Genomic DNA, 21,573 nt, shown 5'->3' on the forward strand with positions numbered 1-21,573 from the left:
CGCAAGTATAGCGATCTTGTGGCAAACAACAAAGCGTTTCGCCGAACATGGCGGTTTTTCAGTACACGTTCGAAGACCGCGTTGCATGCCAACCTCAAAATCGACCGCCCCGCATTTACAGACACTTCAACGCGTTCAGGTCTCCCGTGTACGGAAAGCGCAGCTCTTCGTAAGCAAAGGGCTGAAAATGCACGGTCAGACCGTCTGCATTGGGCAGGATTACCGCGTAGCTGGCCGGTTCAAAAGTGGACGTTGCCACTCCCTCGCGCTCCAGATCCAGTTCATGCTGATGGTTGGTGCCACTGACCGTTACAAAGTGCAGACCGTTCCACACGCCGCTGGCACAGCGATGCACATGACCGGAAAACAAATGTACGGGTGCTGGGTTCGCCTTCAACGCAGGCAATAGCTCCAGGGCATTGCTCAAACGCAGCCAATCCATGGAGGGATACTGCAAGGCGGGCAAAGGATGGTGCGAGAACAGCATCACCGGCCCGTTATGCGAGGCCAGTTCCTGCTGCAACCACTGCAGACGCCGCGCGCACAGATAACCGTTGGTGTAGCTGTCTTCCAAGGTATCCAGATAAATCAGACGCCAATCGCGCATGGTTTCGGCATATTGCACAAACCCGGACAAATCGGTCCTGGCGTCTGGAAACACACGGTGAAACGCGCTGCGGCTATCGTGATTGCCCATCAACAAGCGCACGGGCGGAATCAAGTCTTGCAAGCCTTCACGCAGGCGCTCGTACGCGCGTGGGTGACCGGCATGGGTCAGATCGCCCGTCAGCACGCACAGATCCGCATCGGCATGATGGCGATTAATGTGCTGCACACAGTGACGCAAGCGATCCAGAGGGTCCGAACCAAACAACAGGCCATCGGGCGGGGTAATGTGCAAATCCGAAAACTGGATAATCTTCATCAGAATTCCTTAACGAATGCCGGCGCGCAAAAAAGCCTGCATGAACTGCTTTTGAAACAGCAGAAAGCCCAGCAATAGCGGCAGGATCGTCATGATGGTGGCGGCGCTGATCAGGGAAATGCTGACACCACTTTCAGGCGCGCCAAACAGGGACAAGCCCACAGTCAAAGGCCGTGTATGATCCGAGCTGCTGATCACCAATGGCCATAAAAAATTGTTCCAGTGCGTTGACACCGACACCAGGGCATAAGCCAGGTAAACAGGCTTGACCAAGGGTACATACACACGCCACAACACCCCCAAACGGCTACAGCCCTCCAGACGCGCCGCCTCTTCCAGCTCACGCGGCACCTGCTTGAAGGCCTGACGCAGCAGGAATACCCCAAACGCACTGGCCATATAAGGCACACCCATGCCCCATACCGTATCGGTCCAGCCCAGCCAGGCCACCATGCGGTAATTTTCCACAATCAGCACTTCGGGCAAAATGAACAATTGCAACAGCAGCAGCATGAACAGAAACTGGCTGCCAAAGAAACGAAAGCGGGCAAAGGCGTAGGCAGCCAGCGTACACAGAACAAACTGACCGATCAGAATCGTCAGCACCAACGCGGTCGTATTGAAGATGTAGCGCAGCCAGGGCGCACGATCCCAGGCCGCGGCAAAGTTATCAAAGGTCCAACCTGCGCTCCAGTCAAAACGCAAGGCCGCTGACGGGTCACGAAAAGCAGCCCAGCACGCGTAGAGCAAAGGCGCGATCCACAGCAGGGCCAAAACGTGCGCTCCTACCGTATCCAGTGAGGGCAAACGCAGCGGGCGGCTGGGGGCAGTCAAAACAGTGTCCATGTTCATCACTGGTAGTGCACGCGTCGTTCGGCGTAGCGGAATTGAAAAATAGCAACGGCGCCCAGACCCAACAAGAGCACCACCGTCAGTACGGCAGCCGCGGGCGTATCCATGTAAGCAAAAGCCGTTTCCCAGATCCAGTACAACATCAGCTTGGAAGCGTTATTGGGGCCGCCCTTGGTCAGGATAAAGAGGTGGTCAACCAGTTTGACCGAGTTGATCAATGCATTGATCAGAATGAATAAAGTGGTGGGAGCCAGCAAGGGCAGCAGTACACGGCGCCCATATTGCCAGCGGCTTGCGCCTTCCAGACGGGCAGCATCACGCAGTTCGGGCGGGATGGTTTGCAAGGCGGCCAGATAAAAAATCATGAAAAATCCGGCCTCTTTCCAGATGGTCACCACCATGACTGCGCCCAGGGCAGTTTGAGGCTGACCTAACCAATTGGTGGCCCCGGCGCCAAACAGCTTGGCAATCTGATCCAGCAAACCCAGATCCGGCGTGTAAAAAAACAGCCAGAGGTTCGCGGCGGCGATCATGGGCAACATGGTGGGCGTGAAGTAAGCGCAGCGCACCCAGGCACGCATGCTCATGGCCCGGTTGGCCCACAAGGCCATCAGCAAGGCCAGTGCCATGGACACCGGAATCACAATGGCGGCGTACCAAAGATTATTCTTCAGAACCAGCCAGAAAGTCGGATCAGCCAGCATGGCATCGTAGTTGTCCATGCCCACAAACTGGGCCGGACGACGAGCCGTGCCTTTACTTAACAGGCTGGACCAAAACGTGTGCAGCGCCGGGATAAAGGCAAACACGCTTAGCAGCACAAACAGCGGCGTCAGCAAGAGGTAGGCAAATACCCACTCTTTACGCAGCACACGCAATGGTTCAGCCATTCCTGCACCTGCTTAGTTGAAAGGACGCAGCAAGCGATCCGCGGCGGCCTGGGCCTCATCCAGGGCGGCTTGAGGCGTCTTGGCATTGGTCAGCACGGCCTGCACGGCGTTGGACAACAGTTCACGCACACGCGCTGTTTCGTACGTGGCAAACTCGGGCGAGGCCACGGCCAGTTGATCACGCGCTACCACGGCCTGTGGAAAGGTCTTGGCGTAGTCAAGCAGCGCCTGTGTTTCGTAGGCTGCAGGGCTGACACCCACATAGCCCGTGGCCATGGACCACTTGGCAGCACGCTCGGGGGCCGTCATCCAGCGCACGAAATCCAATGCGGCTTTTTTCTGCTCGTCATTAGCGCCCTTGAACAGGTAGAAGTTGCCACCGCCGGTAGGAGAAGCCGCTTTTTCCTTTGCGGGCAGCATGGCCACGCCAAAGTCGAACTTCGCTTCGTTCTTGACGGCCGTCAGGTTGCCCGTGGTGTGCCACATCATGGCGGTCTTGCCCTGCACGAAGGCCTGGCGCAAGGTACCCCATTCAATCGTGCCCGCGGGGCTGACCTTGTGCTTGTAGGCCAGATCGTGGAAGAACTGCAGCGCTTGCACCGACTTGGGATCATTGAAGTAGACCTGCGTGCCTTCTTCATTCATCAACTGACGGCCGTTTTGCAAGGCCATGGCCTGGAACATCCAGTAGGGATAGCCCGTCGATGGAATCATCAAGCCGTGATGCTTGTCATTAGTCAGTTTCTGGGCAGTTTGCACCAGCTCGTCCCACGTCTTGGGAGCTTGATCGGGGTTCAGACCCGCCTCACGGAACATATCCTTGTTGTAGAACATGACGATGGTCGAACGCTGAAAGGGAATGCCCCAGACCTTGCCCTCCAAGGTGCCGTTAGCCATCAACGCAGGGTAAAAGCTCTTGAGCCAGTCCTGGCTGGGGGCATCCTGAGCCACATCGCTAAAAGCCTCGACCAGGCCCTGCTCCACCAGATCATGCGTATCCAGTGCGCCCAGCACAGAAAGCTGCACCGGCTCGCCCGCACGCAGGGCCGACAAGGCACGCACCCGCGTTTCATCGTAGTTGCCGGAATAGACGGCCTTCACGGTCACTTCCGGGTTCTGGGCCTGATAGTCCTTGATCATTCCATCGACCACCTCGGTCAGCGGACCACCCACGGCAATCGGGTAATACATGGTCAATTCCACCGCGCTGTGGGCACTGGTGCCCAGGCCCATCAATAAAGCGCTGGAAGTGGCAAGCAGACAATTCTTCAACATGAGTAGACTCGCAGTACGTTTAGGGAACAACAGCAAAAGAAGCAGCGGTCAGCGCATCGGCAGACGGTGTCGGCAGGCGAGCGCCGCTGTCCTGATTAAAGTAAAAAGCGTCAGCGGGATGCCAGCTCAGACCACAACGTGTACCCGCCTCGAAACGGTGGCTGTGCGGGGCACGCACGATCAAGGTATGCCCATCATCAAGTCGCACGTACACATAAGCATCTGCCCCCTGAAATTCCTGATGCACCACGGTGGCCGCCACAAACTGCTCGCCCGCCTCGTGCAGGTTCAGGTTTTCGGGGCGCACGCCCACCAGTACACGATGCGGCTGGTCGTACTGCCGACGTGAAGGCCACAGTCCCAGGGGCACTTGGTCACTGTGAATCATCATCATGGGCGGGCTGCCGATGAAACTGGCGGTAAAGACACTCATAGGCTGGCCATACAGGTCCTGGGCACGGCCCTGCTGTTCAATACGACCGGCATTGAGCAACACCACGTGATCCGCCATCCCCATCGCCTCGGTCTGGTCGTGAGTGACATAGACCACCGTCAATCCCAGACGCTGTTGCAGGGAGCGAATTTCGTGGCGCACGGTGTGACGCAGCTTGGCGTCCAGATTCGACAAGGGCTCGTCCATCAAGCAAATGCGATGCCCTGAGACAATGCTGCGCGCCAGGGCCACCCGCTGTCGCTGCCCTCCCGAGAGCTGGCCGGGTCTGCGCTCTTGCAGCCCTTCCAGATTGGTCAGGGCCAAGGCCTCGCGCAGACGCTCTTGTTGCTGCCGGCGGTCCGCACGGCGCACCTGCAAGCCGAACAAGATGTTGTCGGCCACATTTAAATGGGGAAACAGGGCGTAGGACTGGAACACCATGCTCAAGCCGCGCTTGGCAGGTTCCATATGGGTGGCATCGTGCCCATTAATCAGCAAACGGCCCTGATCGGGCGCTTCCAGCCCGGCAATAATGCGCAGCAAGGTCGATTTGCCACAGCCCGATGGGCCCAGCAAGGCCGTGAATTTTCCTTCCTGAATGGTCAGATCCATCTGCTTGAGCACAGCCTGCTCGCCCCAGGATTTGACTATGCCCTGCAACTCGATCGCGCTGCGGCTCATACCTGCACCTCATCCGCAATCACAAGCTGAACACGCGCAGGAATCTGATCGCGGTAAGGTTCGGGAATGGGCTGATCGCTGACCAGAATATCCACATCGTCCAAGGAGCCGCTGCGCACCGGGGCGCGCCGACCGAACTTGGTATGGTCCAGCACCAGAATCCGCACCCGGCAATTGCCCCGCAGCGCCTTGTGGCAGTCGGACTCGGCCATATCAAAGTCCAGCAAGGCACCATCCGAATCAAAGCCCCCAACCCCGGACACCCCGAAGTCTGCCTTGAAGCTGTTGAACAGCCGTTCGGCACCGGGGCCCAGAATTTCAGGATTGGGTTGTCGCAGCTCGCCCCCCGTCAGCACCACGCGATGGCTCATATTGTGCGACAGGGCCAAGGCGGCACTGATGTTGTTGGTCACCACCGTAAGATCTCGGTGATCTGCCAACGCCAAGGCAACTTGTTCGGGAGTGGTGCCAAAACCCAGCAGCAGGCTGGCACCGGCAGGGATCAGCTTGGCAACGGCTCGACCAATACGGGCCTTGGCTTGCAAGTGGGTAATGCGGCGCGTTTGAAAAGGCGCATTGCGCTCGACCACGTTCAGCTCGGCGCCGCCATGACGACGACGCACCAGATCGGCCTCATACAGGTGGTTCAGGTCGCGCCGTATCGTCTGGGGCGTCACCCCGAAATGCGCGGCCAGGCCATCAACGGACACCGCCCCCTGGGCGGCGAGCAAATCCACAATAATGCTTTGCCTGACGGATAGGTTCATAACACGGCATACAGGTTTCGTTTGAATACCTGGCAGTGTAGGAACGCGACATGACGACTCAGTGACGCTCAGATGAAAGTTTTATGACGCCGACATGTTCATATGAACATGTCGGCGCTCAATCCAGACAGCATTCGCGCCGGCCGCCTGGTGTCAGTGACGGACTGGCCTTACTCAAAACCTCGCAACAGAGCCCCCATCAGCAACTCAGGCCCATGCGCGTGCTCTGCAGCGCCTGTTTCAGATGCCTGGTGTTGCCACTCATTCAGAAAACGGGAAAGCATCTGCCCAGTCTGCGCCTGGCTGAGTTGCTCGGTCTCCGATGCATCGTCCTGTTCATAAATGAGCTTGCCTCGCTTGATGGTCTGAACCACGCGCAAGCTGGCCAATTGCTCGGGATCGACCGCTGTCGGATCTTGCGACAGGACAACAAAGTCCGCCAGTTTGCCCGGCTCAATCGACCCTTTTTCCTTCTCCTCAAAATGCTGGAAAGCCGGCCAGATCGTCATTGCCTTCAGGGCCGTCATGACATCTACCCTCTGATCCGGCCCCAAAATATCGCCCGATCGGGTGCGGCGCGTGACGGTCGCCGACAACACCCGCATGGAATCCGGGAAGGCCACGGGCGCATCGTGGTGGGTTGAAAACATCAAGCCATGCTCACGCACCCAGCCAGTGGGAGAAATATTGTCGGCATTGACCGGCCCCACCGTACGGTCACGGTGCCAGTCTCCCCAATAAAAGGTGTGCATGGGGAACAAGGACGGAAAGACATCCAGTTCTGCTATGGACGCTATCTGGTCCCGGCGCAGAAACTGCCCGTGAATCAAGACGGCCCGCCGATCCCGGGGACCATACTTTTCACGTGCTGTTTTAATCGCAGCCAACAGCAGATCCGAGGCGGCCTCGCCATTTGCGTGAGTCAGCAGCTGTATATCGTTCTTGAAGGCCCAGTCCACCGAATCAAACACCTGGTCGGGCGTGACCGCTGCGTACCCCCGGTAATCGGCGCGGTAGCCTGCTGGTGGCTTGTAATAGGGGCGGTCGCGATAGGCCGTAAACCCCTGAGGGGAGCCATCAATCGTGAGCTTGGCACCGGCCACCCGAAAACCATCGGTGTAATGCCGCGATACATGACGCGCGATAAAGTCCCGGTCCTGGAGCACATCGACGTAGGCAGCGACATCAATATCGATCTTGCCCGCCGACGCCGCGGCCTGCATCAAAGGCACCGTATCGGACGTGGCCCGCCCTTCCTGTCCGGTCGTGTAGCCGTAACGCTTTAACAGATCGGTCCCGGCCACAAACAGGGCCTGAACCTGCTCGGGTGTGAGTTTGCCCATCTGGCTGGCCACGCTTGAAAAAAAGGCCATCTCTTCGAGCACCCCATTGGGTTGGGTGCTACCCTCTTCCCGCCGAATGACACCGCCTGCCGGATCCGGGGTCTGGGCGGAAATGCCCGCCATCTCCAGCGCCTTGCTGTTGAGCACGCCAATGTGGCTGGACTGATGAATGATGATGATCGGCACGGACTCGGACACTGCATCCAATTCCTGTCGCGTGGGGTGGCGCTGCTCTGCCAGTTGGGCGTCGTCATACCCAAAGCCCAGGATCAAGCCCACCTGCCTGGTTTTACCTTGCTCATCCAGCCATTGCCGGAGCGTCTCCTGCAAACTGGCGATGTCTTTGACCGCCCCATCCGGGGGCGATAGCAGATTGGCGGACATGGCCTGCACACCAATCATGAAGGCGTGGCTGTGCGCATCCACAAACCCCGGCAGCAAAGCCTTGCCCTGCAGGTCGATCACAGAGGTGTTTGGACCTTTATAGGCTTGCATCGCCTGCAAGGTACCCACATCCAGAATCCGCCCCTCCTTGACCGCGACCGCTTCGGCAGCAGTCTGGCTGTCACTCATCGTCAAGACCGGCCCGCCCATCCAGATCTGATCGGCCGTTTCCGCTGTCCAGGCCGAGCCAGCCATCACCAGACTGCCCGCCAGCACAGACACTTTCAGAATGTTTTTGAACCACATATGCTCCCCTTTCTGCTCAGAAAAAAGTGGCCAACTCGTTTACTGTGCCACAAGGAGACCGGCTCTGTCCTGCTGTCTGTATCGGTTTGCTGGCCATGCTGCCGCTCATTCGTGCCAAGCCCCAGACTGAGCACGAATGAACGGGACCACGCTATGCGGCTACACGGTTACGCGACCCGGCTTTTTGAGCGTACAAAATAAATCACGATCAAGGTCAGCAAGAACGGCACACCAAACAAAAGGGTGTAATGGAAGATATTGATGAACCAGGTGGTAATCAGAATCGCCACAATACCGATCAGACCCAGCAAGGTGCCGATGGGATAGGCCGGCATCCGGAAACGCAGCTGCACCCCTTCCTGCGCCACGCGGCGGCGGAAAAACAAATGGGTCAGGAAAATCATGCCCCAGGTAAACAGGGCACCGAACATGGACAAGGCAATCATCACCGGGAACGCCGTTTCCGGATTGTAGGCATACACCACGGCCGCCACACCCACCCCGCTGGCCGACAAAGCCAGGGCATTTAACGGCACTCCATTGCGTGCCACCTTACCCAGTACCAGTGGCGCATCCCCCGCACGCGACAGGCTGAACATCATGCGTGTAGAAATGTAGAGCATGCTGTTCATGGCCGACAAAGCAGCAATAATCACGATGAAATTCAAAATGCTGTCTGCATAAGGAATGCCCACCGACTGCATCACCGTAATGAAGGGGCTGCTTGTGCCATCTGCAATCAGCACCTGCCAGGGCACCAGCATCACAATCAGGGACAGAGACAAGAGGTAGAAAATGATCAAGCGCCAGATGGTTGCCTTGAACGCCTGGCGCACCGCCTGCTCAGGGTTTTCTGCCTCGCCCGCCGCAACCGCAATCATCTCGATACTCAGATAACTGAAGATGGAAATAATCACGCCCACCCAGACTCCATACCAGCCATTGGGCATGAAGCCACCCTGGCCCAACAGGTTTTCCTGCACCTGTGCGGGCTGGTAATAACCCGTCAACATGCCAATGGCCAAGACGATAAAAGCAATAATGGCAAATACCTTGATCAGGGCAAACCAATACTCCACCGAGCCGAATGCTTTAACACTATAGGCATTGACCGCAATCAGCACGGCCGAGAAAAAGACGATCCAGATCCACGGCGATACCTCCGGAAACCAGAACTTCATGTAGTCGGCCACCGCCGTCACCTCAGTGCCGACAGCCAGCACAATGCAGGCCCAATAGCTGTAGCGCACCAGAAAACCGGCCAGCGGATGAATATAAAACTCGGCATACGCGCCAAAGGAGCCCGAGGTAGGATGCTCTACCGTCATCTCTGCCAGGCACCCCATCAGCACCAGGGCAATAAAACCACCAATGACGTAGCTCAGCACCACCCCGGGTCCCGCAAAGCCAATAGCAAACTTGCTGCCCAGGAACAGGCCGGTACCAATGGCCCCCCCGATCGCAATCATGCTCATCTGACGGGCATTCAGCCTCTTGTGCAGTCCGGCCTCGCGCGATTGAATCTGTTCAAATCGGCTCATGTCTCCTCCTTATGATTGTTTTTTTAATGAGTGCGATCAAGTCACCTTGGAGCGGGTTTTGTAGGCCGGCTTGTCCCATTCCCTGTCCGTCAGCACCGCCTTGAGATGCTGGACGGCCTGCCAGATATCCACAAAAGACAGATACAAAGGGGTAATGCCAAATCGCATCACTTCAGGTTCGCGATAGTCGCCAATCACACCCCGTGCAATCAGGGCCTGAACAACGGCGTAACCTTGCTCATGCGCAAAACTGACATGACTGCCGCGGAAATGATGATCGCGGGGCGTGATCAGGCGCAAGCCAAACTCGGCACATTCCTGCTCGACCAGACGGATGAACAGATCAGTCAAGGCCAGGGATTTACGACGCACGGCCTGCAAATCGGTTTGCAAGAAAACGTCCACGCCACAGGCAACCAGGCTCAGGGACACAATAGGCTGGGTACCGCACAAGAAACGCTCGATCCCGCTGGCCGCCTCATAAGAGGGGCTCATGGCAAAAGGATGCTTGTGCCCCCACCAACCCGACAAAGGTTGACTGATCTTGTCGAGCAGCTCGGGATTCACCCACAACAGGGCCGGTGCGCCAGGACCGGCGTTCAAATACTTGTAGGTGCAGCCAATGGCAAAATCAGAACCGCTGGCTTTGAGCTCGATGGGCAAGGCGCCCGCCGAGTGGCACAAGTCCCAGATCACCAGCGCATGGTGCTCATGTGCCAGACGGTTAGTGGCCTGCATATCGTGCAGATAGCCGGTACGATAATTCACATGGGACAAGACCACCACGGCAGTTTCGTCATTGATGGCGGTTTTCAGATCGGCCGGCTCATCAATCAGTTCCAGCCTATAGTCTTTACCAAAAAAGGCGTTAAACCCTTCAATGATGTACAGATCCGTTGGAAAAGAGTCGCGCTCGGCCAGGATGACTTTCTTTTGCGGATGACGCTCTTTTTGCAAATTGACAGCCGCAGCCAGAACCTTGAACAGATTGACCGAGGTACTGTCACTCACGATGGTTTCGCCCTGGCCAGCACCGATCAGCGAAGACATCTGATCGCCCAGGCGCACAGGCAAGGTCCACCAGCCTGCCTTGTTCCAGCTGTTGATCAAGTCGGTACGCCATTCCTGGGCAATCACTTGCTGCGCACGCTCCATCGCGTGTCGGGGCATGGCGCCCAAGGAATTTCCATCCAGATAAATCGTGTTGGGTGGCAGATCAAACCTGGCTTTGAAGCCAGCCAGTTCGTCGGCCTGATCCCACTGCTCGCATTGCTGCAAGGTAATCATGTTCATGCTCCTCGATTCTGCTTTTTACGTCATTTAGTCTAGCATCGAGGCTCTGGCAAATTATTCCAAAGTGACGAACATTATGATTAAATTTGGAAGAAAAATCGTTTTTTAAAAACTCTTTTCGAAGATAATTCTAAAACATGAGACTAGACGAGACAGACCTTAAAATCCTGCGTCTTTTGCAGGATAACGGCAGACTCAGCAACCAAGAACTGGCTGATCTGGTGGCCCTTTCCCCTTCCTCCTGCCACCGACGCGTGAAAATCCTGGAGCAGGAAGGACTCATTGAAAACTACAGCGCCAACTTGAGCGCCAGCAAACTGGGTTTTGCCATTGAAGCCTTTGTAGAAGTGAATATCGCCCAGCTCAATGAAAGCGAACACCAGTACCTGAGCAAAGCACTGGCCACCATGGATGAAGTCCTGCATGCCTACATCGTGACGGGTCAGGCCAACTACATGCTGCACATCCGCACGCGCAATTTCGAGACTTTCTCCAACTTTGTCGTTCACAAGCTCAATACCCTGCGCGGCGTCACCAAAATCCATTCACAGATTGTGCTGTCCTGCATCAAAGCCAAGGGGCAACGCTTGCCGGTGTAACCGCCGTCGCGGCACGGGCTGGCATAAGGCCAACGCTTGCACTCAGAGGTAATTGAGCGTGAAGCGGCGTTTGAAATGCTCGCTGCGCCACCAGCCCTTGCCACTTTGTACCGGTTTGTCATCGACATCGAACAAGTCGATACGCTGCACGATCACTGCCTGGTTTTCCTTGATCCACAACTGCTTGGCCATCTCCGCTGAGGCATCGGCCATGCTGATCTCTTCTTGCGCATGCTTGATGGGCACATTCAGCACAGAGGTCAGCATCTCCACCATGGTGCGGGTTTCCAGATCCTGTTGCCCAAGACGTTCGCCAATCGAGCGCAGCACGTAGTTTTCTGCAAAATAAAGCGGCACGGCAGACTTGTAGCGCACCGCTTGCAGCTTATACACCGGCTCGTCGGACGCAAAGAATTCGGCAATCTCCGCCGGAGGGGCGACCAATTCCCACCGGGCAACCTTGGTACTGGTGTCCTTGCCCAGCTGGACCAGATCATTGAGGGAGTTCAGCTCCCAGGAACCTGTATTCTTGCGCTCCAGCACAAAGGAGCCACGGCTGGGAAAGCGCTCGATCAGGCCATTACGGGTCAGGATTGCCAGACCCTGCCGTACCGTAATGCGGCTGACACCAAACATTTCCCCCAGCTCGGCTTCCGTGGGCAAACGGTCGCCCGGCTTTAAGCGACCGTCCTGGATATAGCGGGTCAGCTTGTCAGCAAGCTGTTCGTAGAGCGGTTTTGTACCCACTGCGTAATTTCATCCCCATTGATGGCCATGTGCGGCTGGCCCCACCCACCTGCGGTATTCACCCTGCTGTGTTCAGCCGTCTCTCCTGGCTTTCCCTGCCTGCAAACCACCTTGTTACTCGCGCTCCAAGAGCCCTTTAATCAGAAACATCTCGGCTTCGTGGACGCAACAGATCTGCTCCCAGGCGGCATCGCTTTGCGTGGCCAGGCGCCAGGTGAGCAAGCTCACTACACATTTATCCGCCCCCAGCTTGAGCACCTCGCCGGGAATGACACGCGACATATTGCGAAACTGCATCACCTCTTTGCTGGCCCCCACGTCGTAATCCACCTGCAAACGCGCTGCATCCACATTCAGACGCACATAGGTTTCCTGACCGCTAAAGACCGAGGTTCCCTTGAACAAGCCCGGTTCCACTTCGCTACGATTCGCACTGCCCCAAGCCCACTGACCTTGCAGGAGGCCATCGGACATGATTTCAAAAGCGACCTGTGCCGGGCGCTCCACCAAGATGCTGCTGGAATGACAATGTGGGTCTTTCACTGACTGGCTCCTGTTCCATCGTTATTGTTATGACAATAAAAACATTGTCATATCAAAACCCCGCTCCCACTAGACGGGAAAACACGTATTAGCCACGGTCAAAAGGACACGCAGACTCCGGCCCCTCCCAACGCAAACAGACGATAGTGTCCCTGGTAGTCCGGTATGGCGACCAGTGTCTTCTTCTGCACAAAACGCCCTTTTTCCCCTATGAAGCCACGCTAGGAACGCTAGCGTTGACCTCCTTCACACACCACTGCCGCGCTTAAATTGGTCAGACCAATTATCAACATAAAAAGGCGTTGAGCTCTAAATTATTAGGGTAAACACTGACATTCAATCAAATTACCCTTTGGATACAATGCGTTCTACTCTTGACCACATCTTTAATGGTCAGACCAATTTGGCGACCTACTGGTACGCTTCCTCTACAAGCGCCCCCCCCTTTGCTCCTGCGGAGATAGAAGAACATGCAACAAGCGTGGCTGCAGCAATACGATCCCACCGGCAATATCTGGCTGTCGGCCCTGATCGCCCTTATTCCCATCATCTTTTTTTTCCTGGCCCTGACCAAGTTGCGCATGAAGGGCTATCAGGCAGGCACCATTACCGTGCTGCTGGCACTGGGCGTAGCCCTGTTTTTCTATCGCATGCCCGTCTCCACCGCCTTCGCTTCGGTGGTCTATGGCTTTTTTTACGGACTGTGGCCCATCGCGTGGATCATTGTGGCAGCCGTATTCCTGTACAAGATTTCGGTAAAAACCGGACAGTTCGACATTATTCGTGCCTCTATCCTGTCCATCACCCCTGACCAGCGCCTGCAGCTGATTCTGGTCGGTTTTTGCTTCGGGGCGTTTCTGGAAGGCGCGGCCGGCTTCGGCGCTCCCGTCGCCATTACCGCAGCCCTGTTGGCCGGTCTGGGTTTCCGCCCCTTGTACGCTGCTGGTCTGTGTCTGATTGCCAATACGGCTCCCGTAGCCTTTGGCGCCATGGGCATTCCCATCATTGTGGCTGGCCAGGTCTCGGGCATTGATCCCTTCCATATTGGACAAATGGCCGGTCGCCAACTGCCCTTTATGACCATCATTGTGCTGTTCTGGCTGATGGCCATCATGGACGGCTGGCGCGGCATCAAAGAAACCTGGCCTGCCGTGCTGGTCGGCGGCGGCTCCTTTGCCTTGGTGCAGTTCCTGACGGCCAACTACATTGGCCCCGAACTGCCCGACATTACCTCGGCCCTGGTTTCCCTGGTAGCCCTGACCTTGTTCCTGAAGGTATGGCAGCCCAAGCGCATCTTCCGCTTTGACGAGCAAGAAGCTACACCGGTCCAGAGCGATGTGGCCCAACAAGCTACTCTGCCGCTGACTACCGGTCGCATCATCAAAGCCTGGTCGCCCTTCATCATCCTGACCGTCATGGTCACGATCTGGAGCGTGCAGCCCTTTAAAGTACTGTTTGCCGCCAACGGTCCGCTGGCCTCGACCATTGTGAACATTCCTGTGCCTTTCCTGCACAATCTGGTCGAAAAAGCCCCTCCCGTCGTCGCCTCGGCTACTCCTTATGGCGCGGTCTATGCCTTTAACTGGCTCTCGGCTACCGGCACAGCCATTTTGATTGCCGCCTTGCTGACCATTCTTTTTCTGCGCATGAAGCCCGCCAAAGCAGTGGAAACACTGGGTGAAACCTTCAAGGAACTGGCCGTTCCCATTTACTCGATCGGCATGGTGCTGGCCTTTGCTTTTATCGCCAACTATTCCGGCTTGTCGGCTACTTTGGCCCTGGCCCTGGCCCACACCGGCAAAGCCTTCACCTTCTTCTCCCCTTTCCTGGGCTGGATTGGCGTGTTTCTGACCGGTTCCGATACCTCGGCCAACGCCCTGTTTGGTGCTTTGCAAGCCACCACGGCCCAGCAACTGGGTTTGCCTGAAGTGCTGATGGTTGCGGCCAATACCACGGGTGGCGTGACCGGCAAGATGATTTCTCCCCAGTCCATTGCCATTGCCTGCGCCGCCGTCGGCCTGGCTGGCAAGGAGTCCGACCTGTTCCGCTTCACCGTCAAACACAGCCTGATCTTCGCCGTTCTGATTGGCCTGCTGACCACCCTGCAAGCCTATGTGTTACCTTGGATGATCCCCTAAGGGCCCGCCCTCATCCTTCATCTGCAAGGCCGTAGACTCGTGCCTTGCAGATTTATCTTTTCGGTACCTCAAGAACTATGCGCCTCTCTGATCACGTTGCCCAACAATTGCTGGCGCTCATTCAGTCCAGCGATTTCAAAGCGGGGCAACGTTTGCCCGCCGAACGCACGTTGGCAGCCCAATTGAACGTATCTCGCGCCTCCTTGCGCGAGGCCATTCAGCAACTGACCAGCCAAGGCATTTTGCGCAGTCAGGTCGGATCAGGTACTTACCTGACCTCTCAAACGCCGCAGTGGACCCAGCGTTCGGTGGACCCGCTGGCCGCCTTGATGCTGTCCGATCCGCAATACCGATACGACGTACTGGAAGCCCGTATCGCACTGGAGAGCAGCACGACCTGGCACGCTGCCTTGCGCGCCTCGCCCGAGGACAAGAGCAAGATCCTGCAATGTTTTGAGCAGATGATCCGCTACCAGCAAAGCGGCGATACCGATCTGTCGGCCCGGGCCGATGCCCAATTCCATCTGGCCGTCGCCGAAGCCTCGCACAATCTGGTTCTGGTTCAGGTCATGCGCGGACTGTTCGATCTGGTGCTGAGCAGCGTGACACAAAACCGCGACATCATCATGTTCGTCCATGACAGTCCCGAAACACTCACCCACCTGACCGCCCAGCACGAAGCCCTGGTCAAGGCCATTATCGATGGCGACGCGGCCCATGCGCGCCATGTCGTGAACGAACATCTAGGCTACGTACGCAACACGCTTCTTCAGGCGGACGAAGACCTCGCCCGCCGCGAACGTGCCGCGCGCTTGCAGACCTCTCCCTCCGTCTTACCCGACCCCATCTTGCCATGATTATTTCCTCCTCGACCGACTACCGGCGTGCCGCCCAAAAACGGCTGCCTCCCTTTTTGTTCCACTACATCGATGGCGGCGCCTATGCCGAGCACACCCTGCGCCGCAATGTGGACGATCTGGCAGAGGTCGCCCTACGCCAGCGCGTCCTCAAAGACATGAGCCAGCTGGACACCAGCATTGATCTGTTTGGCGAAAAATTGTCCATGCCGGTGGCTCTGTCTCCGGTCGGACTGACGGGTATGTACGCACGCCGGGGAGAAGTTCAGGCTGCCCGGGCCGCCGATGCACGCGGTATTCCCTTTACCATGTCCAGCGTATCCGTGTGCCCGATCGAAGAAGTGGCGCCTCGTCTTAGCCGACCCATGTGGTTTCAGCTCTACGTGCTGAAAGACCGTGGCTTCATGCGCAATGCACTGGAACGCGCCCAGGCTGCCGGTTGCAGCACCTTGGTCTTTACCGTGGATATGCCCGTACCCGGCGCGCGCTACCGTGACGCACACTCGGGCATGAGCGGCCCCAACGCCGCCCTGCGCCGCTACGCTCAGGCCGTCATGCATCCGCGCTGGGCCTGGGATGTAGGTTTGCTGGGTCGTCCGCACGATTTGGGCAATATCTCGCGTTACCTGGGCAAACCCACGGGCCTGGAAGACTATATGGGTTACTTGGGCGCCAACTTTGACCCATCCATCTCCTGGAAGGACCTGGAGTGGATCCGTGAATTCTGGAAAGGCCCCATGCTGATCAAAGGCATCCTGGACCCGGATGATGCCCGCGACGCCGTGCGCTTTGGAGCGGATGGAATCATCGTCTCGAACCACGGTGGCCGCCAGCTTGACGGCGTCCTGTCCTCGGCCCGCGCCCTGCCGGCCATTGCCGATGCTGTCAAAGGCCAGATCAAGATTCTGGCGGACTCCGGTATCCGCAGTGGTCTGGACGTAGTGCGCATGATTGCCCTGGGTGCCGATGCCGCCATGCTGGGACGCGCCTACATCTATGCACTGGCCGCCGCCGGACAATCCGGCGTCGACCACCTGCTGGGCCTGATTGAAAAAGAAATCCGCGTCGCCATGACGCTGACCAGCGTCAGCAGTATCTCTCAGATCACCTCCGAGCTGCTTGTCCGGGAGCCTTGAGAATGACCGCTTCCTCCATCCGCACGGATCTGCTGCAGCAACTGCGCTCTATTGTCGGCCAGGCACACGTCCTGACCGACGATCGCAGCACGCGCCGCTATCGCAAGGGCCACCGCACAGGTGAAGGCAAGGTACTGGCCGTGGTTCGGCCCGGAACGCTGCTGGAGCAGTGGCGCAGCCTGCAAGCAGCCGTCGCCGCGGACTGCATCGTGATCATGCAGGCGGCCAACACGGGCCTGACCGGGGGCTCCACCCCCGACGGCGACGACTACGACCGCGACATCGTGTTGATGAACACCATGCGCCTGCAAGGTATACAGGTCATTAACGATGGCGAACAGGTTGTGTGCCTGCCCGGTGCCACGCTGGATCGTCTGGAACAGACACTGGCCCCCCTGGGGCGCGAGCCTCATTCGGTCATTGGTTCCTCCTGTATTGGCGCCTCTGTGCTGGGCGGGGTCTGCAACAACTCCGGCGGTGCCTTGGTACGCCGTGGACCCGCCTACACGGAATTGACCCTGTACGCCCAAGTGCGGGACGATGGCAGTCTGCAACTGGTCAATCACCTGGGTATCCATCTGGGCGACACGCCCGAAGAAATCCTGAGCCGCCTGGAACAGGGCAACTACCGTGCTGCCGACATCCTCAACGATCCGCAACGCAAGGCCAGCGATCCCCGTTACGCCGACGACGTACGCGACGTGGATGCCCAAACTCCTGCCCGTTTCAATGCTGACCCCTCCCGCCTGTACGAAGCCTCGGGCTCAGCGGGCAAGCTGTGCATTTTTGCCGTGCGTCTGGATACCTTTCCCAAAGAATCCAGTACGGTGTTCTACATTGGCACCAATGAGCCAGACGAGCTGACGGCTGTCCGCCGACACCTGCTGACCCAGTTGCCACGCCTGCCCATTGCGGGCGAATACATCCATCGCACCGCTTACGATATTGGTGAGCAGTACGGTAAAGATACGTTCCTGCTCATCGACCGCTTTGGGACTGCCAAAGTGCCCTCCGCCTTTGCGATGAAAAGTCGTATCGACGGCTTTTTTGAACGCTTTGGCTGGCGCGGCGTCACCGATCGTGTGATTCAGGCCGTCATGAATCGTCTGCCCAGTCACCTGCCCGCACGGATGCGGCAATGGCGTGACCGTTTCGAGCATCATCTGCTGCTACGCGTCTCCAACGACACCGCCCAGGCCACCCGCGATTATCTACAGCAACAATTTGGCGACAGCACGCAGGGCGCGTATTTTGAGTGTGATGCCGAAGAAGGCCGCAAAGCCTTTTTGCACCGCTTTGCGATCGCCGGTGCCGCCATCCGCTACCGCGAATCCCATCCCAACAGCGTGGAGGACATTGTGGCGCTGGATATTGCCTTGCGCCGCAACGACCGGGAATGGGTAGAGCAACTGCCCGACGATATGGAGAAAGATATCGTCCACAAACTCTATTACGGTCATTTCCTGTGCCACGTGTTCCATCAGGACTACATCATCAAAAAAGGCGTGGCGCCTCTGGAGATGGAACACCGTATGTGGAAACTACTGGATGAGCGTCAGGCTGAATACCCAGCCGAGCACAATGTGGGCCACCTGTACGTCGCCAAACCTGCACTGGCGGGTTTCTACCGCGAACTGGACCCTACCAACACGTTCAACCCCGGTATCGGTCATACGTCGCGCCGTAAATGGTGGAGTGCATGCTGCGCCGGCAAACACGACTAAATGCCCGCTTCTGGAAGGCCTCACTCCCACGGGACGTGGCGCTATAGTCAGCACACGCGTTCGTGCTGCTTATAACGTGGTTATCTGAAGGAGTGTGCCGGGGCTTGATGGCGGGGGTCGCGCCGTCGAGCTCCGTCAGGTAGCCAGATGGCAAAGCAGGTGGATATCCTCGGGGTCCAGCGCAAACAAACGTGGGTCCGGCTCGGGTGCGATCACAAAGCCCTGCGCCCTATAAAAGTCCACGGTATTGACTGAAGGCGTGGCCGAGACATAGACCGCCTTCGCCCCCCACAGGATCGCCTGTTTCTTGGCCTGATCCAACAAGCAGGCCCCCATGCCTTGCCCACGCAGCGCCTGGCTGACATGCAGGAAGAAAAGCTGACGCCAATCGCCTTGCGGGCCCAGAGGCAAACGGTCCAAACCCACCGCGGCCACCAGACGGTCATCCTTGAAGACCCCCATAAACCAGGCACCGCGATGAAAGGCCTCCTCGTGTTCCGGATGGTATTTCTCGGGATCGCCTTCTGGCCAGCCACGCAGATCTATCACCACCTCTTGTTTGTGCAGCACGCCTTCGCGCCATTCATACAAGGCCTCAATTTGCTCGCTGCGATCAATGGACCACACCCAATTCAATTCGGTTTCACTCAAGGGGCGCAGCGTCAGGCCAGCAAGCACAAAGAACATGATGATCGGTTTGAAAAATACGGTTTTACAACAGTGAAGGTTAAGCCCAGGCTTGAATCATAGCGTTCCTCCCTCCTCTTGCGAGACGGAACGCCATGCTCGGGTTCACACGCAAATCTCCTAGGGGGTCACATAGATTTGCGCATGCAGATCCTGAATCTTCAGGCCACGCTTGAGCGCCATGCCAATGGTAGCGTCGACCAGCGTCGGGGAGCCCGCCACATAGACCTTCCAACCCCGCAAATCCGCTTGTTCACTGCCTGCAATATCGGTCACCAGGCCCCGACTACAGTGTGCGACCGGTATCCCCGAGACGACCGGAGTGAAAAGCAGCGTGGGATAGTCGCGCGCCAAGGCTCGGAACTCCTCAAGCCCGTACAAATCCCGCCCTTCACGGACACCAAAATACACATGAATCGCCTGGCTCATGCCACTGGCCAGCGCTGTCTCCACAATCGATTTAATGGGAGCCAGACCTGCTCCCCCTGCGATACATAGCATGGGCCCACCATGCCCCTCACGCAAATACGACGTTCCCTTGGGCAATTCCAGCGTCACCCGCTCGCCAGGCTCAAGCACGGTATGCACATACGCAGAGGCCACCCCGCCGGGGACACGACGGATATGAAACTCCAGCTCCGCCTCCCCCGGTCGATTAGCCATGCAGTAACTACGCGCTGGCGCCTGCCCGAACTTGATATCAGCATATTGGCCGGCAAAGAACATCAGGGACTGCTCGTCGGCCAGACGAATGCGAACACGCCGTATATCGTGGGTCAACGCCTCCAGCGTGACGACTGTGCCCTCGACCTGACGCAGGGGGACCCGTCCCCGGACGTCATCGGTCCCTATCCAGTCCAGCGTGACATCGCTGCGTGGGATGGCCCGGCAAGCCAGAATCAAGCCGCGCGCGCTTTGAGCTTCCGTCAGGGCAAAACGGGAGTAATCCAGCAGATCCACCTGTCCCTGCACCAAACGGGTCTTGCAGCCACCGCAGCGGCCCTGACGACAGCCGTAGGGATAGACGATCCCGTTCTCCAACGCTGCCTGCAGAATGTTTTGCCCTTCCTGAGCGTCAAACTGCGTGCCGGTCTGGCGGATGATAATGGTTTTGCTGCTCATTGCTGCCCTTTCAAGTAGGGCCGCACAGGCCCTGCATAGCGGTCAACTCCAGCCCCTTTCTTGGCACCACAGAAAGGTCTGACTGTCTCATCGTTGTATGTGACATGACACTTTCCCGGAAGTTTGCACGCAAACCCGGCAATATGTCTGTTTTTTCAAGAGATTATTTCACGCCCAGGCTTACTTGGGGCGACGAAACAAGGCCCGCCAACCGACACGCCAGGCCACAGCGGCACAGTGAAGGCTCCAGCATTTCGCCTTATCTGTGCAGCCACGGCTTGGAATGTCACCCTGCCCCTTGCCCTACAGCCCCCCTAGGCTGCGTTTATCCAGTCAAGGGCTAGCCCAGAAGCTCAGTCGGGGTTCTTGGGCCCGTGGCGCTTGGGCAAAATGGCAGGGGTATCATCTTTTGGTTTGAACCAGTTGGGGCTAGGGTCAGGCTTTGGCTTGGGAGAGCCGTCAAACTGCGTCGCCTTCTGATCACCCGTTTTGCTTGGCGTCCTGTCCTGACTCTGCTTATTTACTTCTTTCAAATCTTCCTGCACCCGCCTCGCAATATCCGCTTGAGATTCACGGCTGGGTTCTGGGGCCTCGGGTTGCGTTGGCAATGCCCGGCGATCTTGGCGTGATGTATTCATATAAGCCTCCAACAATCAGGTTTTGCAGGCAAATTCAGGCAAGCAGCGTATCTATGGCAAAGTTGCATCACCCCCGCCCAGCCAGACCAGCAAACCGGGCGCCGCTCGCCGCCTTTGTCGTGTGTCAACGCTTTGCCTGGGAGTGGCCCTCATCGGCCCGAGCCAGAAAGACCCGTACCAACTCAGGGGAATGCACTTCCAGCCAATGGGCCATGGCACGTTCCTGCTCCAGAATCTGTTGGCAAACGGCGGCCGTCTCGACGTCCCCCAAATAGTCAGCCGCTTCCTTGATCTGGCTGTAGGCGGCAATTTCAAGACTCTCAAAGGCAAAACTGAACATGCTGCCCTTGACCACCTCGTCAGACGCAAACATCCCCGAAAACCCCTGAAAGGTTGCCATGACCTTGCCGCCCAGATCCTTGAGCAGGGATGTGTCACCACCGCGCCGCTCAATGCACTGACGCACCAAGCTCTGCTGAGTCCGGGTTTCTTCAATATGCTGCTGAATGCGCTGATGCAGTTCGGGATAATGCTCGACACGCGAGAGCATGCTGTTCAACATTGTTTCAGCTTGTTCTTCCATCGCATGCGCGTCCCGCAGCCAGTCCATTAAATGTTTGCTTGCGCGTGAGTGAGTGCTGTCCATGAGATCCTCCAGTCGGTTTACCCTGTCGCAACGGCGACAAGCGATG

The 21,573-nt window shown here is 57.5% G+C and carries 19 protein-coding genes; 5 read left to right on the plus strand and 14 right to left on the minus strand.

The window, feature by feature from the left end; genetic code table 11:
• Positions 1-115: 115 nt before the first annotated feature.
• The 9 genes from V6936_RS11060 to kynU all read right to left on the minus strand — a co-directional run bounded on the left by V6936_RS11060 (position 116) and on the right by kynU (position 10,684).
• Positions 116-925, minus strand: coding sequence for a phosphodiesterase (locus tag V6936_RS11060; protein WP_336579859.1), 810 nt, complete (start codon positions 923-925; stop codon positions 116-118).
• A 9-nt stretch (positions 926-934) separates the two neighbouring features.
• Complete coding sequence (locus tag V6936_RS11065; RefSeq protein ID WP_059318538.1) at positions 935-1,777, minus strand: carbohydrate ABC transporter permease; 843 nt, start codon at positions 1,775-1,777, stop codon at positions 935-937.
• Positions 1,777-2,667 carry a carbohydrate ABC transporter permease gene (locus tag V6936_RS11070; RefSeq protein ID WP_003804001.1) on the minus strand — a complete coding sequence of 297 codons (891 nt, stop codon included), beginning with the start codon at positions 2,665-2,667 and terminating at the stop codon, positions 1,777-1,779. Before V6936_RS11070 ends, V6936_RS11065 begins: the two co-directional genes overlap by 1 nt.
• A gap of 12 nt (positions 2,668-2,679) precedes the next feature.
• Positions 2,680-3,942, minus strand: a complete 1,263-nt coding sequence (locus V6936_RS11075) for an ABC transporter substrate-binding protein (RefSeq protein ID WP_003804003.1) — start codon at positions 3,940-3,942, stop codon at positions 2,680-2,682.
• Positions 3,943-3,961: 19 nt separating this feature from the next.
• Positions 3,962-5,056, minus strand: a complete 1,095-nt coding sequence (locus V6936_RS11080) for an ABC transporter ATP-binding protein (RefSeq protein WP_003804005.1) — start codon at positions 5,054-5,056, stop codon at positions 3,962-3,964.
• Positions 5,053-5,823 carry a DeoR/GlpR family DNA-binding transcription regulator gene (locus V6936_RS11085; protein WP_003804007.1) on the minus strand — a complete coding sequence of 257 codons (771 nt, stop codon included), beginning with the start codon at positions 5,821-5,823 and terminating at the stop codon, positions 5,053-5,055. The genes V6936_RS11080 and V6936_RS11085 overlap by 4 nt, the downstream gene beginning before the upstream one ends.
• Before the next feature lie 170 nt (positions 5,824-5,993).
• Positions 5,994-7,856, minus strand: coding sequence for an amidohydrolase (locus V6936_RS11090; RefSeq protein WP_336579860.1), 1,863 nt, complete (start codon positions 7,854-7,856; stop codon positions 5,994-5,996).
• A 167-nt stretch (positions 7,857-8,023) separates the two neighbouring features.
• Entirely contained in the window at positions 8,024-9,397 is a 1,374-nt protein-coding gene (locus V6936_RS11095; protein ID WP_003804014.1) for an amino acid permease, read from the minus strand.
• Positions 9,398-9,433: 36 nt separating this feature from the next.
• Positions 9,434-10,684, minus strand: coding sequence for a kynureninase (gene kynU, locus V6936_RS11100; protein ID WP_003804016.1), 1,251 nt, complete (start codon positions 10,682-10,684; stop codon positions 9,434-9,436).
• Positions 10,685-10,827: 143 nt separating this feature from the next.
• On the opposite strand from kynU, the gene V6936_RS11105 reads away from it, so the two are divergent.
• Positions 10,828-11,289, plus strand: coding sequence for an Lrp/AsnC family transcriptional regulator (locus V6936_RS11105; protein ID WP_003804018.1), 462 nt, complete (start codon positions 10,828-10,830; stop codon positions 11,287-11,289).
• A 42-nt stretch (positions 11,290-11,331) separates the two neighbouring features.
• Here V6936_RS11105 and V6936_RS11110 read toward each other — a convergent pair whose 3' ends face one another.
• Positions 11,332-12,036 (minus strand): GntR family transcriptional regulator, encoded by a 705-nt coding sequence (locus tag V6936_RS11110; RefSeq protein WP_336579861.1) that lies wholly within the window; start codon positions 12,034-12,036, stop codon positions 11,332-11,334.
• Between the two features lie 114 nt (positions 12,037-12,150).
• Positions 12,151-12,579, minus strand: a complete 429-nt coding sequence (locus tag V6936_RS11115; RefSeq protein WP_131071248.1) for a hypothetical protein — start codon at positions 12,577-12,579, stop codon at positions 12,151-12,153.
• 470 nt (positions 12,580-13,049) lie between these two features.
• Between V6936_RS11115 and lldP the strand changes: the two genes are divergently transcribed.
• The 4 genes from lldP (at position 13,050) to dld (ending at position 18,434) form a co-directional block, all read left to right on the plus strand.
• Positions 13,050-14,717, plus strand: a complete 1,668-nt coding sequence (lldP, locus tag V6936_RS11120) for an L-lactate permease (RefSeq protein WP_003804023.1) — start codon at positions 13,050-13,052, stop codon at positions 14,715-14,717.
• A 77-nt stretch (positions 14,718-14,794) separates the two neighbouring features.
• The gene (gene lldR / locus V6936_RS11125; RefSeq protein WP_003804025.1) at positions 14,795-15,574 is read left to right on the plus strand and encodes a transcriptional regulator LldR; all 780 of its coding nucleotides are present in this window, start codon (positions 14,795-14,797) and stop codon (positions 15,572-15,574) included.
• Positions 15,571-16,710, plus strand: a complete 1,140-nt coding sequence (lldD, locus tag V6936_RS11130) for an FMN-dependent L-lactate dehydrogenase LldD (RefSeq protein ID WP_003804027.1) — start codon at positions 15,571-15,573, stop codon at positions 16,708-16,710. The genes lldR and lldD overlap by 4 nt, the downstream gene beginning before the upstream one ends.
• 2 nt (positions 16,711-16,712) lie before the next feature.
• Positions 16,713-18,434: a D-lactate dehydrogenase gene (gene dld, locus V6936_RS11135; protein ID WP_336579865.1), complete on the plus strand. Its 1,722-nt coding sequence runs from the start codon at positions 16,713-16,715 to the stop codon at positions 18,432-18,434.
• Positions 18,435-18,569: 135 nt separating this feature from the next.
• On the opposite strand, the gene V6936_RS11140 is transcribed toward dld, so the two are convergent.
• The 3 genes from V6936_RS11140 to V6936_RS11150 all read right to left on the minus strand — a co-directional run bounded on the left by V6936_RS11140 (position 18,570) and on the right by V6936_RS11150 (position 21,527).
• The gene (locus V6936_RS11140) at positions 18,570-19,121 is read right to left on the minus strand and encodes a GNAT family N-acetyltransferase (RefSeq protein WP_336579867.1); all 552 of its coding nucleotides are present in this window, start codon (positions 19,119-19,121) and stop codon (positions 18,570-18,572) included.
• A gap of 120 nt (positions 19,122-19,241) precedes the next feature.
• Entirely contained in the window at positions 19,242-20,243 is a 1,002-nt protein-coding gene (locus tag V6936_RS11145) for a 2Fe-2S iron-sulfur cluster-binding protein (RefSeq protein ID WP_336579868.1), read from the minus strand.
• A gap of 762 nt (positions 20,244-21,005) precedes the next feature.
• Entirely contained in the window at positions 21,006-21,527 is a 522-nt protein-coding gene (locus V6936_RS11150) for a ferritin-like domain-containing protein (protein ID WP_219235575.1), read from the minus strand.
• Positions 21,528-21,573 lie beyond the last annotated feature (46 nt).

Origin of the sequence: Alcaligenes sp. CHO6, assembly GCF_037120595.1 — a bacterium.
GTDB classification, from domain to species: domain Bacteria; phylum Pseudomonadota; class Gammaproteobacteria; order Burkholderiales; family Burkholderiaceae_B; genus Alcaligenes; species Alcaligenes ammonioxydans.